Here is a 14,301-nt window from a genome sequence, read left to right as displayed (position 1 = left end):
ACTAAAATGCTTCAAAATATTAGCATATTAATTTGGATCATCATTAAAATACTGGTAATAGTAGTGCCGCTACTGCTATGTGTTGCTTATCTTACTTATGCAGAACGCAAGGTTATAGGATATATTCAAGTACGGATAGGCCCAAATAGAGTTGGATTAAAAGGCTTACTCCAACCCTTTGCCGACTTGATTAAGTTGATAACGAAGGAAATTATCGTTCCAACAAAATCAAATAAATATTTATTTGTGATTGCTCCACTTTTTGCTCTCGCACCGTCACTTGCTGGCTGGGCCGTAATTCCCTTTGAGGAAGGCGTAGTATTGGCCAATATTAATGCCGGGGTGTTGTACCTTTTCGCAATGAGTTCGCTGGGTGTCTACGGGGTGCTTATAGCCGGTTGGGGATCTAATTCCAAATACGCCATGTTCGGAGCTTTAAGAAGTACTGCTCAAACAGTGTCCTATGAAATCGCAATGGGATTTGCCTTTGTGGGTGTTTTACTGGCTGCAGGCAGTATGAATATCACTGATATCGTACTCTCTCAGAAAGGAGGCATACTGCATTGGTGGTTTATTCCTCTACTACCTCTATTTTTGGTTTTTTGGATTGCAGGTATTGCAGAAACCAACAGAGCACCATTTGACTTGGCGGAAGGTGAATCTGAAATTGTGGCTGGATTCCATGTTGAATATTCGGGAATCGGTTTCGCAATCTTTTTCCTTTCTGAATACGCCAGTATGATTTTAATTTCTACTGTAATGGCGCTTTTGTTCATGGGTGGATGGATGTCCCCTTTTGAAGGTGTTTCTTTTCTGGATGACTTATTTTATGTAGTTCCTGGCTTTGTCTGGTTATTACTCAAAATAAGCTTCTTCCTATTTGTATATTTATGGATTAGAGCAACGTTTCCTCGATATCGGTACGATCAGCTCATGCGTTTAGGATGGAAAGTACTCATCCCTGTCACCATAGTTTGGGTAATAGTTACAGCATTAATGGTTGTCACTCACTTCAAACCCTGGTTTTAATGGTTAATAGAGAAGCCGATGAAAAAAGCATATCAATATATTCGACATTATGTACGCAGTTTTCTTCTGTGGGAACTTTTATCTGGTTTAAAGTTAACAGGGAAATATTTCTTTAAGAAGAAAACGACTATTCAGTTTCCTGAAGAATTCACACCAATTTCCCCTCGTTTTAGAGGTGTTTTGGCATTGCGTCGCTATCCCAACGGTGAAGAACGCTGTATCGCATGCAAATTGTGTGAAGCGGTATGCCCTGCGTTAGCCATTACAATTGAGTCAGAACAACGCGAGGACGGATCACGGCGCACCACTCGTTATGACATTGATATGTTCAAATGCATTAATTGTGGATTGTGTGAGGAGTCATGCCCGGTTGATTCTATAGTAGTGACCCCTGTTCATCACTACCATATCAGTGAACGTGGCCAGAACATCATGACCAAAGAAAAGTTATTGGCATTGGGTGATTTAATGGAACCGAAACTTGCAGCAGATCGTACTGCTGATGAAAAGTACCGATAACGGGGTGATCTATGAATGAATTATTACTGCAGGTAATTTTTTATATTTTTGCTGCTCTAGCTGTAGGTTCTGCACTTATGGTTATTAGTCAGAATAATCCGGTTCGATGTGTTTTATTTCTGGTATTAACATTTTTTGCCAGCTCGGTGCTATGGATATTGATGGAGGCTGAGTTTCTTGCACTCATCCTGGTGCTTGTTTATGTTGGCGCAGTAATGACCTTGTTTTTATTCGTAGTAATGATGCTTAACATTGACGTTGAAAGTATGACCAGTCATTTTCTACGATACTTGCCATTTGGGTTAATAGTCGTTGCACTGTTAGTTGGAATTCTACTGGTAGCTGTACCAACAGATTCATTTAAATCGACAACTCAGATTCAACAGGAAGTAACAGTTGATGGCTCTCAACTCATTGTTGCTCCTGGTGATGAAAATACAATAAAGCCGCAAAGTAACGTATCGAATACTGAAGCCCTGGGCTTGGTTTTGTATACAGATTATTTTCTGGCGTTTGAATTGGCAGCTGTACTACTGCTAGTGGCCATAATCTCAGCGATAACGTTAGTACATAGAACAACAGTTCGATCAAAAAAACAAAATATTACACAGCAGATTATGACTCGCAGAAATGATCGAGTTCAGTTAATCAGTATGAAATCAGAGAAATGAAATTGGGGAATCCTTTATGATACCGGTTATTAATTATCTGATATTAGGTGCGATTTTATTTGGTTTAAGCCTTGTTGGCATCATGTTGAATCGCAAAAATATCATTTTGCTTCTTGTATGCGTTGAATTAATGTTATTGTCAGTTAACACCAATTTTGTTGCATTTTCCCATTATTACAATGAATTGGGCGGTCAGGTTTTTGTCTTCTTTATTTTAACAGTAGCTGCAGCAGAAGCAGCTATTGGTTTGGCCATAGTTATGTTGCTGTATAGAAATCGTGGCAATATAGACGTAGATAAGATGAATCATTTAAAAGGTTAACATTGTGAGTATACAACAACTTTGTCTAATAATTGTTTTAGCTCCTCTGGCAGGATCAGCAATTGCCGGTTTCTTTCGTAATCAGATTGGAAGAGTGGGTGCCCAGAGTGTAACAATCCTGGGTGTTTCAATATCGCTTTTGCTATCCATTTACATAGCTTGGGGTATCTTTTCAGGGTTTATCCCAACTACAAATTCAGTGCTTTACAATTGGGCTAGCGGTGGTTTGTTAATCCCTTATGAATTCAGCATAGGATTTTTAATTGATCCACTAAGTGTTGTGATGTTGGTTATCGTCAATTTTGTTTCTTTGCTGGTGCATATCTATAGTATTGGTTATATGGCGGATGACGATGGTTACCAACGCTTTTTTAGCTATATTTCATTATTTACCTTTATGATGTTAATGTTGGTTTCTTCAAACAATTTTCTTCAGTTGTTCTTTGGTTGGGAAGGCGTCGGATTAGTATCTTATTTGCTGATTGGGTTCTGGTATCAAAAAGAATCTGCTCTCGAAGGCAGTCTTAAAGCGTTTTTAGTCAACAGAGTAGGCGATTTTGGATTTGTCCTGGGTATTGCACTGGTATTTGCCTATACAGGAAGTTTGGATTACGAGACAGTATTTAAAAGTGCCAGCTATCTCGCTAGTCAGAATATTCAACTATTTAGTGGTCATGACTGGTCATTGATTACGGTGATTTGCATATTGCTTTATGTCGGTGCTATGGGTAAATCTGCTCAAGTCCCTCTTCACGTATGGTTGCCTGAATCAATGGAGGGCCCAACGCCAATTTCAGCTCTAATCCATGCTGCAACGATGGTTACTGCAGGCGTGTTTATGGTAGCAAGAGTTTCTCCGTTAATGGAACTGTCGACAACTGCGTTGAGTGTGATACTGGTCATAGGAGCTACAGGAGCCTTATTTACTGGAATTCTCGCATTGGTAATGAATGATATAAAAAGAGTGGTTGCATATTCTACTTTGTCTCAGTTGGGTTATATGATGGTTGCTATGGGCGTGTCTGCTTATAGTGCCGGGATGTTTCACCTCCTCACTCACGCTTGTTTTAAAGCATTACTCTTTCTCGGTGCTGGTTCTGTAATTATTGGAATGCATCACGAGCAAGACATGCGTAAAATGGGTGGTTTATGGAATAAAATGCCTATAACTTATATTACTTTTGTAATAGGCAGCTTGGCACTTTGTGCTTTTCCACCATTTTCAGGCTTTTACTCCAAAGATACAATTATCGAAGCGGCACAGCTATCACAAATCCCCGGTAGCAGTTATGCCTATTTTTGTGTAACCGTTGGAGCTATGGTTACAGCGCTTTATACCTTTAGATCTCTCTTTATGACCTTCCACGGAAAACCAAGAATGGATGCTCATACTTTGAGTCATGTGCATGAATCACCTTGGGTAGTATGGGTTCCTCTAGTTCTGTTGGCTATACCATCCATTATATTAGGTTATGTATTATATATGCCTATGCTGTTTGATAATCCCACTTTATTAAGCTCCTCAATATTTACACTGCCGGAACATGATGTGTTACTGGAATTAGGAAGAGAAGTGACATCACCATTTGAAAGTGCACTTCATTCAGTTCATTCTTTAACACTTTGGATTTCCTTGGCTGGTGCACTAATCGCCTGGATTTGCTATATCGCTGTTCCTTCTATTCCGGGATATTGTTCACGCCATTTATCCTTCCTGTACACTATATTGGTAAATAAATACGGATTTGATCGATTTAACGATTTCTTTATTGTTAAAGGATCAAAAGGGCTGGGACGCGTACTTTACGCTGTTGGCGATCAGAAATTGATTGATGGCCTGGTTGTAAATGGTAGTAGTCGTTTTGTTCGATGGTGTTCAGCTAAAGGGCGTGCGATTCAAAGTGGTTATCTATATCATTACGCAACAGTTATGGTATTTGGGTTATTGGGTTTTTTGTGCTGGTTGATACTCGGCTAATATGAAATCAAACGTTCCTGGATTAGCTTATAAAACTATCCAGGTGAAGTTTGCTTCGAAAGCGCTTAAACATGATTAAACCAGCTCAAAGGAAATACTTAATGTATCTCCTAGGCCATATGTGATTATGTTTCTTAGCTAAATGACAGTGAAGATAAGGTGAAGGTATGCATCATTTGCTTAATTTATTAATTTGGTTGCCTATATTAGGCGGAGTTTTTGTTCTCCTTACTGGCGACGATAGCAATCCGAATGTAGCGCGTTATTTATCATTATTTACAGTGATATTATGTCTCATATTATGCGTTCCGCTGATTAATGGATTTGATCTTCAATCCTTCAGCATGCAATTTACTGAAGAAATTACCTGGATGCCTTCACTGGGTATTAATTACAGTCTCGGTGTCGACGGTTTATCCTTATTATTGATTGTCTTAAGCATATTTACTAATCTGATTGTTATTTTGGCAACTTGGGACAGCATCACAAAAAGAGTAGCTCAGTACATGTCTGCATTCTTAATCATGCAGGGACTTCTGGTTGGTGTCTTTTCAGCTATGGATTCAATACTTTTTTACATATTCTGGGAAGCAACTTTAATTCCAATGTATTTAATCATTGGTATATGGGGTTCAGAAAATCGCGTTTATGCAGCAATCAAGTTTTTCCTGTATACGTTCCTTGGGTCTGTTTTAATGTTGGCCAGTTTTTTATATATGGGTTACATAGCCGGGTCGTTCAAAATCGAAACCTTTTATGCAATCAAATTATCAATGACTGCGCAAACTTTAATTTTCATTGCATTTTTTCTTGGTTTTGCCATCAAAATACCGATGTTCCCTGTTCATACCTGGTTGCCCGATGCACATACCGAGGCACCGGCAGGAGGTTCAGTAATTCTTGCGGCAATTCTTTTAAAGCTTGGTGCCTATGGATTCATCAGATTCTCTTTGCCTATAGTTCCAGATGCATGCGGTAAATATGCAACTTTAATGGTTGTATTGTCATTGATTGCAGTCGTCTACATTGGATTAATAGCAATCATTCAAAAAGACATGAAGCGACTCATTGCCTATTCGTCAATATCCCATATGGGCTTTGTAACTTTAGGTTGCTTCGCCATATTTGCCATAGCAAACAGCTCTGGATTAAGTAGTGCCGGTTTGGTTCTTGAAGGCGCTATAGTGGTAATGATTTCTCATGCTTTTGTTTCAAGTGCTATGTTTGCTGGTGTAGGGTATATTTACGAGCGAATGCACACAAGAAAACTGGCTGATTTAGGTGGAATAGTGAATACCATGCCAATTTTTGCATCATTTTTTATGCTCTTTGCTATGGCAAATGCCGGATTACCAGGAACTTCCGGCTTTGTTGGCGAGTTTATGGTTATCTTAGGCAGTATAAAAGCAGGTTTTTGGGTTGCGTTTTGGGCTGCTTTAACGCTCATCATAGGAGCTGCTTATACTTTGTGGATGTATAAACGAGTAATTTTCGGTCCTGTAGCCAATGAAAAGGTTGCTGCCTTAAAAGATATATCAGGTTTCGAGTTAAGCGCTTATGTTCTACTTGCTTTGATGGTTATTGCGATGGGGGTTTATCCTAAACCCATGTTGGAATATGTCCATCAAACAGTCAGTCATACATTGGCATTAGCCGATAAATCAAAATTGTAACAACGCAAGGTTAAACAATATGATAGCAATACTTGAAAATCTCCATGTAGCACTCCCTGAAATGATCGTGTTGGTCACCGCATGCCTTGCTTTGCTTGCTGATTTATTTGTTCGCCACAAACATTCAGACATCGCATTTTACATTGCATGTGCTGGTTTAATTTTATCTGCCAGTGTGAGCTATCTGTATCTGGGAAGTTTTAAATTATTAATTTTCAATAATTTATTTATCAGTGATGATGTGGGTCACCTGATGAAGTTATTTATTTATATAACGGTTCTATTAAGTTTTATTTATTCCAGAAATTACATCGACGAGCGCAAAATCCCTTCGGGTGATTATTATATATTGGGTTTATTTTCTACTCTGGGTATGATGATTCTCGTTTCAGCTCACTCATTGTTGACCATATATCTTGGACTTGAATTAATGTCCTTGCCGCTTTATGCAATGACAGCCATCAGAAGAACCAACAGTGATGCATCCGAAGCTGCAATGAAATATTTCGTTATGGGCGCTATTGCATCTGGAATGCTGCTTTATGGTATTTCTTTAGTTTATGGTGCAACAGGTAAATTGGATTTGTTAGATGTAGCCAATGCTGTGGCGGCCAATTGGCAACAACAAAATACAATAATGGCTTTTGCTGTGGTTTTCATCCTGGCTGGTGTTGGATTTAAATTGGCAGCAGTTCCCTTTCACATGTGGGCTCCAGATGTGTATCAAGGCGCACCTAGTTCTGTAACACTATTCATTAGTACCGCTCCTAAAATTGCTGCATTGGGAATGGCGTTCAGATTGTTAACAATTGGTCTGGTTGATATAACCGTTCAATGGCAACAAATTATTCTGGTTATGTCCTTGCTCTCAGCTGGCCTAGGTAATTTATTTGCAGTCATACAAACAAGTATCAAACGCTTGTTCGCCTATTCTGCAATTTCGCATATTGGCTATGCTTTATTTGGTGTTTTGGCAGCTAATGCAGCAGGTTACTCTGCAGCGTTGTACTACATCCTTATATATTCGTTAATGTCAGCTGGCGCATTCGGAATAATTGTATTGATGTCCAGGCAAGGCATGGAAATTGATAGTATTGATGATCTAAAGGGGTTAAATAAACGTAATCCATGGTTGGCATTTATGATGTTGCTTGTTATGTTCTCTATGGCGGGTGTACCCCCAACAGTTGGATTTTTTACAAAATTACTCGTTTTAAAAGCCCTGGTCGATGTTCAGTTAACCTGGGTGGCAGTACTTGGCTTGCTGTTTACAGTAATCGGTGCCTATTATTATCTGCGCATTGTTAAAATCATGTATTTTGATCAACCTGTTCACAACGATCAAATTACTATAAGCAAAGGAAACACATTTATATTTTCTATAAATTGTCTTTCTTTGTTGTATTTGGGAATATTTCCTGGCGCATTAATTGCTGCGTGCATTAATGCTTTTGTTAATTAATTTGATTTCTTTAGCGAAAGTACTTGCTAAGAATGCCAAGTCACAGTATACTTGGCCTCAGTTGACGCGGGGTGGAGCAGCCTGGTAGCTCGTCGGGCTCATAACCCGAAGGTCGTAGGTTCAAATCCTGCCCCCGCTACCACTTTATTAGAACCCCATTTATGGGGTTTTTTATTATGTTTCATAGGGTACCGTGCGAATCTGAGTCGTTATACAGACTTGGGCGTGTGCGCCCTTTTTTTGTTTGTAAATACTATGATGCAAGATGAATTGGTACACTTATTAGCACCTACTGTTCGTGCTATGGGATATGAACTTTGGGGATGTGAATATCTATCTCAGGGTAAACATTCTTTATTAAGAATTTACATAGATAAGCCAGATGGAATTGGAATTGAGGATTGTCAGGAAGTGAGCAAACACATTAGTGCGCTGCTCGATGTTGAAGATCCTATACCTGGAAATTATAGTTTGGAAATCTCATCTCCAGGTATTCCGAGACCTTTATTTAGTGCTTGGCAGTATGAGCGTTATGCAGGACAACCTGTACAGTTGAAGACGTTTAAGCCGGTAAATGGTAAGCGCAAGTTGTTAGGAACTATTGTCTCCGCTTCAGAGAGTTCAGTAGTACTGGATATTAACAATGAACATCATGAAATACTATTTTCAAATATTGTGAAAGCAAATTTGACAGTCTAGAGAGGCGAACAATGAGCAAAGAATTGTTATTAGTTGCTGAGGCGTTATCAAACGAAAGAGGCGTTAGTAAAGAAGTTATTATACTTGCCATTCAGGCCGCATTGGAGTCTGCTACTCGGAAAATTTTTGGATTGGATATTGGCGTTCGTATTAAGCTGGATCCAAGAACAGGTGAGTATGAAACATTCAGATATTGGGATGTTGTTGAAGAAAGCGAACTAGAATATCCAGACCATCAATTAACACTGGAACAAGCCAAAGAACGAAATCCTGCTGCTGAGATTGGAACACGGATTGAGGAGTTGATTCCTTCTATAGAGTTTGGACGTATTGAAGCACAGACAGCTCGTCAAGTCATAATGCAGAAGGTTAGAGAAGCTGAACGTGAGTTGGTGATTGATCAATTTCGTAGTAAATTGGGTCAATTAGTATATGGAACGGTTAAAAAAGTCACTCGTGATAATATCATTATCGATTTAGGCGGTAAGGCTGAAGCCTTCTTGCCACGATCTGAAATGCTACCTCACGAAATGTTTAGACCCAATGATCGTGTTCGAGCTTATTTATATGAAATTACACCTCAGGCTCGAGGACCACAATTATTTGTGAGTCGTACACGTAATGAAATGTTAGTCGAATTATTTCGCATCGAAGTACCCGAGATTGGTGAGAACATTATTGACGTTAAAGCTGCTGCTCGTGATCCAGGAAATAGGGCTAAAATTGCAGTTAAAACGAATGACGGTCGTATCGATCCGATTGGTGCCTGTGTTGGCATGCGGGGTGCCAGAGTTCAAGCCGTATCTAGTGAGTTAGGTGGCGAGCGTGTTGATATTATATTATGGGATGATAATCCTGCGCAGCTCGTAATCAATGCCATGGCACCAGCTGATATTACTTCTATCGTTGTTGATGAAGACAGCCACACTATGGATTTGGCAGTAGAGAAAGATCAACTGTCTCAAGCGATTGGTCGAAATGGGCAAAACGTTCGATTAGCTAGCCAATTGACTGGTTGGACTCTCAATGTAATGACAACAGATGAGTTTGAAAATAAAAATCAGGAAGAGTCCAGCAAAATTGTTAAACTCTTTACTTCAGCATTGGAAATCGATGAAGAAATTGCGGCCCTTTTGGTTGCTCACGGATTTTCTTCACTCGAAGAAGTGGCTTATGTTCCTAAAGATGAGTTGTTAGCAATTGAAGAATTTGATGAGGAAATAGTTGAGGAGCTAAGAAACCGAGCGAATGATACGTTACTTGCTATGGCTCTTACTTCCGGCAAAGGTCTTTCTGGATCACCTGATGATTCCTTGCTCTCTATGGACGGTATGACGGACGAATTAGCGAATAAATTAGCCAGTAAAGGTATTACTTCAATGGAAGAACTTGCGGAGCAATCGGTCGATGAGTTGTTAGAAATTGAAGGAATTAGTGAAGAACAAGCTGGTGCATTAATAATGAAAGCCAGAGAACCATGGTTTCAATAGATAAATGGTTTCTGAAAGTAAATACACCAATTTGGTGAAAGTAGTATTAGAATATTTGCAGTTATATTAAAACTGCTGAAAGGGGATTAAAATATGGCGGATGTGACGGTTAAACAATTAGCTCAAGTCGTTGGTATCCCGGTTGAGCGCTTATTGAACCAGTTACAGGAAGCAGGGTTATCTTTTAATGATGATCAACAGACTGTGAATGAAGATCAAAAGCGAATTTTACTGAATCATTTAAAGGGTAGCTCTGCACGTGATACAAGTGCTGCACCTGAGCGAATAACCTTAAGACGTAAAAGTTTGACCCAAGTGACTGTTGGCCATGATGCTCACAGTGGGAAAACAGTGAATATCGAAGTTCGCAAAAAGAAGACCTTTGTAAAACGCAGCAGTATTGTTGAACAACCTGAGGTTGAAGAGGCAATTCATGAGCCTGAGGTTCATAAGCTTGAGGAAGAGCAGGTTACTGCCACTGAAATTACAGAAAATACAATAGTGGATACAGAAGAAATTATTGAATCGAGTGAAACCACGGCTGCAGTTCAATCCGAAACTTCTGAATCAGAGCATGAACCTACAGAAGAATCGTTACCTGAAACTATAACTGAATCTAATGCCACTGAAGATCAGCTTCCTTCTGAAACGCTTGATGTTGAACCAATTATTGAAGAAGTTCAGATAGCATCTAAAAAGGAAGAGCCCAAAGTAGACAAAGCTGGTAAAAAGAAACATCCTGAAATTGCAAGTACAGAATCAGAATCTGCCGAATTCAAGAAAGCGAAAAAGAAACCTAAATATCAGACATTTGATCGTGAAGATGATGAGCAAGATGCACATCGACGCGGTGGTCGCAATAAATTTAAAAAGCGTAAAGGCTCAGAAAAATCTGAAAAATACCGAGAAGCTGAAGAATCTCTAACTCACGGATTTGCTCTTCCCACTGCTCCCATTATTAGAGAAGTCCTTATCCCTGAGACAATTACTGTTGGCGAATTGGCTAAACGTATGTCAGTCAAAGTAGCTGAAGTAATTAAAATCATGATGACCCTGGGTGCAATGGCAACAATTAATCAGGTTATTGACCAGGAAACTGCAGTGATCGTGGTTGAGGAAATGGGGCATAAAGCTATCGTAATAAAAGAAGACGCAATTGAAGTTGGTCTTGGTGAAGCAATATCCAAAGGTAGTACAACAGAGTCCAGAGCTCCTGTTGTAACCATTATGGGTCACGTGGATCATGGTAAAACATCATTGCTTGATTATATTCGACGTACAAAAGTTGCTGCCGGAGAAGCTGGAGGTATTACTCAGCACATTGGTGCATACCACGTAAGTACACCTAAAGGTGATATTACCTTCCTGGATACACCTGGCCATGCCGCGTTTACCGCAATGCGGGCTCGTGGTGCTCAGGCAACAGATATTGTTGTACTGATAGTCGCTGCTGATGATGGTGCGAAACCACAGACTATAGAAGCTATTCAACATGCGAAAGCGGCAAAAGTTCCAATTATTGTTGCAATCAATAAAATGGATAAGCCAGATGCCGATCCTGAGAAAGTGATGAATGAACTGGCCGTGCATGAAGTCATTCCTGAAGCATGGGGTGGCGACACCATGTTTGTGAGTATCTCTGCAAAAACAGGTATGGGTGTTGATGATTTACTTGATGCAATTCTTTTACAATCAGAGGTACTGGAACTGACCGCACTAACCGATGGTGCCGCTAAAGGCGTTGTTATTGAATCTCGCCTTGATAAGGGAAGAGGGCCTGTTGCGACTGTATTGGTTCAAAGTGGTACCTTGCACAAAGGCGATATTTTATTAGCAGGTTTTCAATACGGTCGCGTGCGTGCTTTGGTTGGCGACAATGGTGATATGGTGGATAGTGCTGGTCCTTCAATACCGGTAGAAGTTTTAGGTTTATCAGCAATTCCACATGCTGGAGATGAAGCTGTTGTAGTTCCTGATGAGAAAAAGGCTCGAGAAGTAGCACTATTCCGCCAAGGAAAATTCCGTGATGTCAAATTGGCTAGACGCCAAAAATCTTCTATAGAAGGCATTATGGAGAATATGACAGCTACTGAGTCAAAAGTTCTGAACATTGTGTTAAAAGCGGATGTCCAGGGTTCTATTGAAGCGATTTCTGATGCTCTGGTGAAGCTGTCGAATGACGAAGTTAAAGTAGAAGTGATTTCCAACGGTGTGGGTGGGATTACAGAATCTGATGTTCATTTGGCTATTGCTTCAAATGCTATTCTTATTGGGTTTAACGTAAGAGCAGATGCCAGCGCCAAGAGGTTGGCTGAGCAAGAGTCAGTTTCACTGCATTATTATAGTGTTATTTATGACATTGTTGATCAAATCAAAGGTGCTCTGACCGGAATGCTTGCACCTCAATTTAAAGAGGAAATAATTGGTATCGCTGAAGTAAGGGATGTGTTCAAATCACCTAAAATTGGCGCAATTGCTGGTTGTATGGTTATTGAAGGTTCTATCAAGCGAAACAATCCAATTCGTGTGTTAAGGTCAAACGTTGTGATCTATGAAGGTACACTAGAATCTCTCAGACGATTTAAAGATGATGTCGTAGAAGTACGTCAAGGATTTGAATGTGGAATCGGCGTGAAAAATTACAATGATGTCAAACCTGGTGACCTGATAGAGGTATATGAAACAGTTGAAATAAAGCGTGATCTATAAATGAGTAATAATTTTAAACGAACTGATAGAATATCTGAGATGATCCAGCGTAAGTTGGCTCAAATTATTCCTATGGAAGTTCGAGACCCACGTTTGAAAGGCTTTATAACCATTTCAGCAGTTAAAGTTACTGCTGATTTGGGGCATGCTAAAGTATACTTTACTATTTTTGATGTCGATAAAGATCTAGCTACTACTATTTTGAACGCTGCGGCTAGCTATTTACGTAGTGCCTTGGCTCGTAGCATTACTTTACGTACTGTTCCGCAACTTCATTTTATCTATGATGAATCAATTGAATATGGTGAACGATTAAGCCGTTTAATTGATGAAGTTAATCCTTCGGTTTCAGATGAAGATGAAAACCACTGAGGGGCCAACTACAATAAATGGAATTTTCTTATTAAATAAGCCTGAAGGAATTACCTCAAATAGCGCTCTTCAAAAAGTGAAGCGTATATTTGGAGCTAAAAAAGCCGGTCATACAGGGAGTCTGGACCCACTAGCTACAGGCATGTTACCCATCTGTTTTGGCGAAGCAACTAAAATTTGTCAATATCTGCTTGATGCAGATAAGTGTTATGAAACAACTGGTGTATTAGGAATAAAGACTAATACTTCCGACTCTACCGGGCAAGTGATTGCTCAGGTAGACGATTTTTGTATTACTGAAGACCAGTTGTCAGCAATACTTGCCCAGTATAAAGGAGTTATTCGGCAGACTCCTTCAATGTTTTCTGCCCTAAAACACAATGGGACGCCTTTATATCGATTCGCCAGAGAAGGGATAGAAATAGAGCGTCAACCACGAGAAATTGTCATCAGCCAACTGCATTTAAACAACTTTGACGGAACACACTTTTCATTAACTGTTCAATGCAGTAAAGGAACTTATATTCGCAATCTTGTTGAAGATATTGGTGACAGCCTCGAAGTAGGTGCGCATGTAACTCGTTTGCATCGACTGTACACATCAGGGTTTGAAAATATGCCCATGTATTCTATCGATGAAATACTGACCATGTCTCATGACGAGTTACACGATTGCTTAATTTCTATGGATAAAGCGATTGATTATTTGAAGTCAATAACTCTTTCTGATGATGAAGTCATTACGATTCGTCAAGGACGAGTTATACAGAATAAAATAGAGGATAATAGGGGGGATTGCGTACGTCTTTATGATGAGCGGGCGCAATTTTTAGGCTTGGGCGAACAACTTGCTAATGGTGATTTAAAAGCAAAACGATTACTTTCCTTTCCATAAAACGTTCAATTAGAACATTAATTGATGTTTGTTTTGGAATAAACTTGAAATTATTTGCACAATTTAATTTCTAACACTTGTTTCGTTTTGTTTGCCTTGGTAGAATGTCCGCCTTTAAATGAATACTTAGCAGTTCCAGGAGTGTATAATGTCGCTAAATAGCGCGGAAAAAGCAGAAATTGTTAATCAATATAAGCGTGCCGATAAAGATACCGGTTCGCCTGAAGTACAGGTTTCTTTAATAACTGGCAGAATCAAATATTTGACTGATCATTTTAAAGAAAATAAAAAAGATTTTCATTCCAGACGCGGACTGCAAGAGTTGGTAAATAAGCGCCGTAAACTTTTGAAATATTTGAAGCGAAATGATCAATCTCGTTATCAAACATTGATTCAAAGTTTGGGATTGAGAGATTCTTATTGATTGATAGGATCGTTGTCTCTTATGAGACATATCAAATAAATACAATCGTTTAAAAAGG

The 14,301-nt window shown here is 39.4% G+C and carries 12 protein-coding genes, 1 tRNA gene and 2 pseudogenes; all 15 read left to right on the top strand.

The features are described from left to right. Nucleotides 1-6 precede the first annotated feature (6 nt). Entirely contained in the window at nucleotides 7-1,029 is a 1,023-nt protein-coding gene (gene nuoH, locus G543_RS0100160; RefSeq protein WP_028382712.1) for an NADH-quinone oxidoreductase subunit NuoH, read from the top strand. An 18-nt stretch (nucleotides 1,030-1,047) separates the two neighbouring features. Then, nucleotides 1,048-1,548, top strand: coding sequence for an NADH-quinone oxidoreductase subunit NuoI (gene nuoI, locus G543_RS0100155; protein WP_028382711.1), 501 nt, complete (start codon nucleotides 1,048-1,050; stop codon nucleotides 1,546-1,548). Nucleotides 1,549-1,559: 11 nt separating this feature from the next. Beyond that, nucleotides 1,560-2,219: an NADH-quinone oxidoreductase subunit J gene (locus G543_RS0100150; protein ID WP_028382710.1), complete on the top strand. Its 660-nt coding sequence runs from the start codon at nucleotides 1,560-1,562 to the stop codon at nucleotides 2,217-2,219. Nucleotides 2,220-2,235: 16 nt separating this feature from the next. After that, complete coding sequence (gene nuoK / locus G543_RS0100145; RefSeq protein ID WP_028382709.1) at nucleotides 2,236-2,541, top strand: NADH-quinone oxidoreductase subunit NuoK; 306 nt, start codon at nucleotides 2,236-2,238, stop codon at nucleotides 2,539-2,541. Between the two features lie 4 nt (nucleotides 2,542-2,545). Further along, the gene (gene nuoL, locus G543_RS0100140; RefSeq protein ID WP_028382708.1) at nucleotides 2,546-4,519 is read left to right on the top strand and encodes an NADH-quinone oxidoreductase subunit L; all 1,974 of its coding nucleotides are present in this window, start codon (nucleotides 2,546-2,548) and stop codon (nucleotides 4,517-4,519) included. Nucleotides 4,520-4,686: 167 nt separating this feature from the next. After that, nucleotides 4,687-6,192, top strand: a complete 1,506-nt coding sequence (locus tag G543_RS0100135) for a complex I subunit 4 family protein (RefSeq protein WP_028382707.1) — start codon at nucleotides 4,687-4,689, stop codon at nucleotides 6,190-6,192. Nucleotides 6,193-6,211: 19 nt separating this feature from the next. After that, nucleotides 6,212-7,654 (top strand): NADH-quinone oxidoreductase subunit NuoN, encoded by a 1,443-nt coding sequence (gene nuoN, locus G543_RS0100130; protein WP_028382706.1) that lies wholly within the window; start codon nucleotides 6,212-6,214, stop codon nucleotides 7,652-7,654. A 65-nt stretch (nucleotides 7,655-7,719) separates the two neighbouring features. Next, nucleotides 7,720-7,796: transfer RNA gene (locus G543_RS0100125), tRNA-Met, on the top strand. A gap of 113 nt (nucleotides 7,797-7,909) precedes the next feature. Next, nucleotides 7,910-8,353 (top strand): ribosome maturation factor RimP, encoded by a 444-nt coding sequence (rimP, locus tag G543_RS18550; RefSeq protein ID WP_028382705.1) that lies wholly within the window; start codon nucleotides 7,910-7,912, stop codon nucleotides 8,351-8,353. Between the two features lie 11 nt (nucleotides 8,354-8,364). Further along, nucleotides 8,365-9,843 carry a transcription termination factor NusA gene (gene nusA / locus G543_RS0100115; RefSeq protein ID WP_028382704.1) on the top strand — a complete coding sequence of 493 codons (1,479 nt, stop codon included), beginning with the start codon at nucleotides 8,365-8,367 and terminating at the stop codon, nucleotides 9,841-9,843. 93 nt (nucleotides 9,844-9,936) lie between these two features. Then, a pseudogene (locus tag G543_RS19495) lies at nucleotides 9,937-10,276 on the top strand (translation initiation factor IF-2 associated domain-containing protein); the annotation flags it as partial. Between the two features lie 248 nt (nucleotides 10,277-10,524). Further along, nucleotides 10,525-12,552, top strand: a pseudogene (gene infB, locus G543_RS0100110) (translation initiation factor IF-2); the annotation flags it as partial. Continuing rightward, nucleotides 12,553-12,924, top strand: coding sequence for a 30S ribosome-binding factor RbfA (gene rbfA, locus G543_RS0100105; RefSeq protein ID WP_028382702.1), 372 nt, complete (start codon nucleotides 12,553-12,555; stop codon nucleotides 12,922-12,924). After that, nucleotides 12,911-13,819 carry a tRNA pseudouridine(55) synthase TruB gene (gene truB / locus G543_RS0100100; RefSeq protein ID WP_028382701.1) on the top strand — a complete coding sequence of 303 codons (909 nt, stop codon included), beginning with the start codon at nucleotides 12,911-12,913 and terminating at the stop codon, nucleotides 13,817-13,819. The genes rbfA and truB overlap by 14 nt, the downstream gene beginning before the upstream one ends. Nucleotides 13,820-13,967: 148 nt before the next feature. After that, nucleotides 13,968-14,243: a 30S ribosomal protein S15 gene (rpsO, locus tag G543_RS0100095; protein WP_028382700.1), complete on the top strand. Its 276-nt coding sequence runs from the start codon at nucleotides 13,968-13,970 to the stop codon at nucleotides 14,241-14,243. The last annotated feature ends 58 nt before the right edge of the window (nucleotides 14,244-14,301 follow it).

This window comes from Legionella moravica DSM 19234, from assembly GCF_000423305.1.
In the GTDB taxonomy this organism is placed as follows: domain Bacteria; phylum Pseudomonadota; class Gammaproteobacteria; order Legionellales; family Legionellaceae; genus Legionella; species Legionella moravica.
This window is presented reverse-complemented; position numbering and strand designations above follow the sequence as displayed.

Excerpts from the sequence above, each read along its gene's own strand:
- nuoH (WP_028382712.1), top strand. The coding sequence starts at position 7 with ATGCTTCAAAATATTAGCATATTAATTTGGATCATCATTAAAATACTG.
- nuoI (WP_028382711.1), top strand. The coding sequence starts at position 1,048 with ATGAAAAAAGCATATCAATATATTCGACATTATGTACGCAGTTTTCTT.
- G543_RS0100150 (WP_028382710.1), top strand. The coding sequence starts at position 1,560 with ATGAATGAATTATTACTGCAGGTAATTTTTTATATTTTTGCTGCTCTA.
- nuoK (WP_028382709.1), top strand. The coding sequence starts at position 2,236 with ATGATACCGGTTATTAATTATCTGATATTAGGTGCGATTTTATTTGGT.
- G543_RS0100135 (WP_028382707.1), top strand. The coding sequence starts at position 4,687 with ATGCATCATTTGCTTAATTTATTAATTTGGTTGCCTATATTAGGCGGA.
- nuoN (WP_028382706.1), top strand. The coding sequence starts at position 6,212 with ATGATAGCAATACTTGAAAATCTCCATGTAGCACTCCCTGAAATGATC.
- rimP (WP_028382705.1), top strand. The coding sequence starts at position 7,910 with ATGATGCAAGATGAATTGGTACACTTATTAGCACCTACTGTTCGTGCT.
- nusA (WP_028382704.1), top strand. The coding sequence starts at position 8,365 with ATGAGCAAAGAATTGTTATTAGTTGCTGAGGCGTTATCAAACGAAAGA.
- rbfA (WP_028382702.1), top strand. The coding sequence starts at position 12,553 with ATGAGTAATAATTTTAAACGAACTGATAGAATATCTGAGATGATCCAG.
- truB (WP_028382701.1), top strand. The coding sequence starts at position 12,911 with ATGAAAACCACTGAGGGGCCAACTACAATAAATGGAATTTTCTTATTA.
- rpsO (WP_028382700.1), top strand. The coding sequence starts at position 13,968 with ATGTCGCTAAATAGCGCGGAAAAAGCAGAAATTGTTAATCAATATAAG.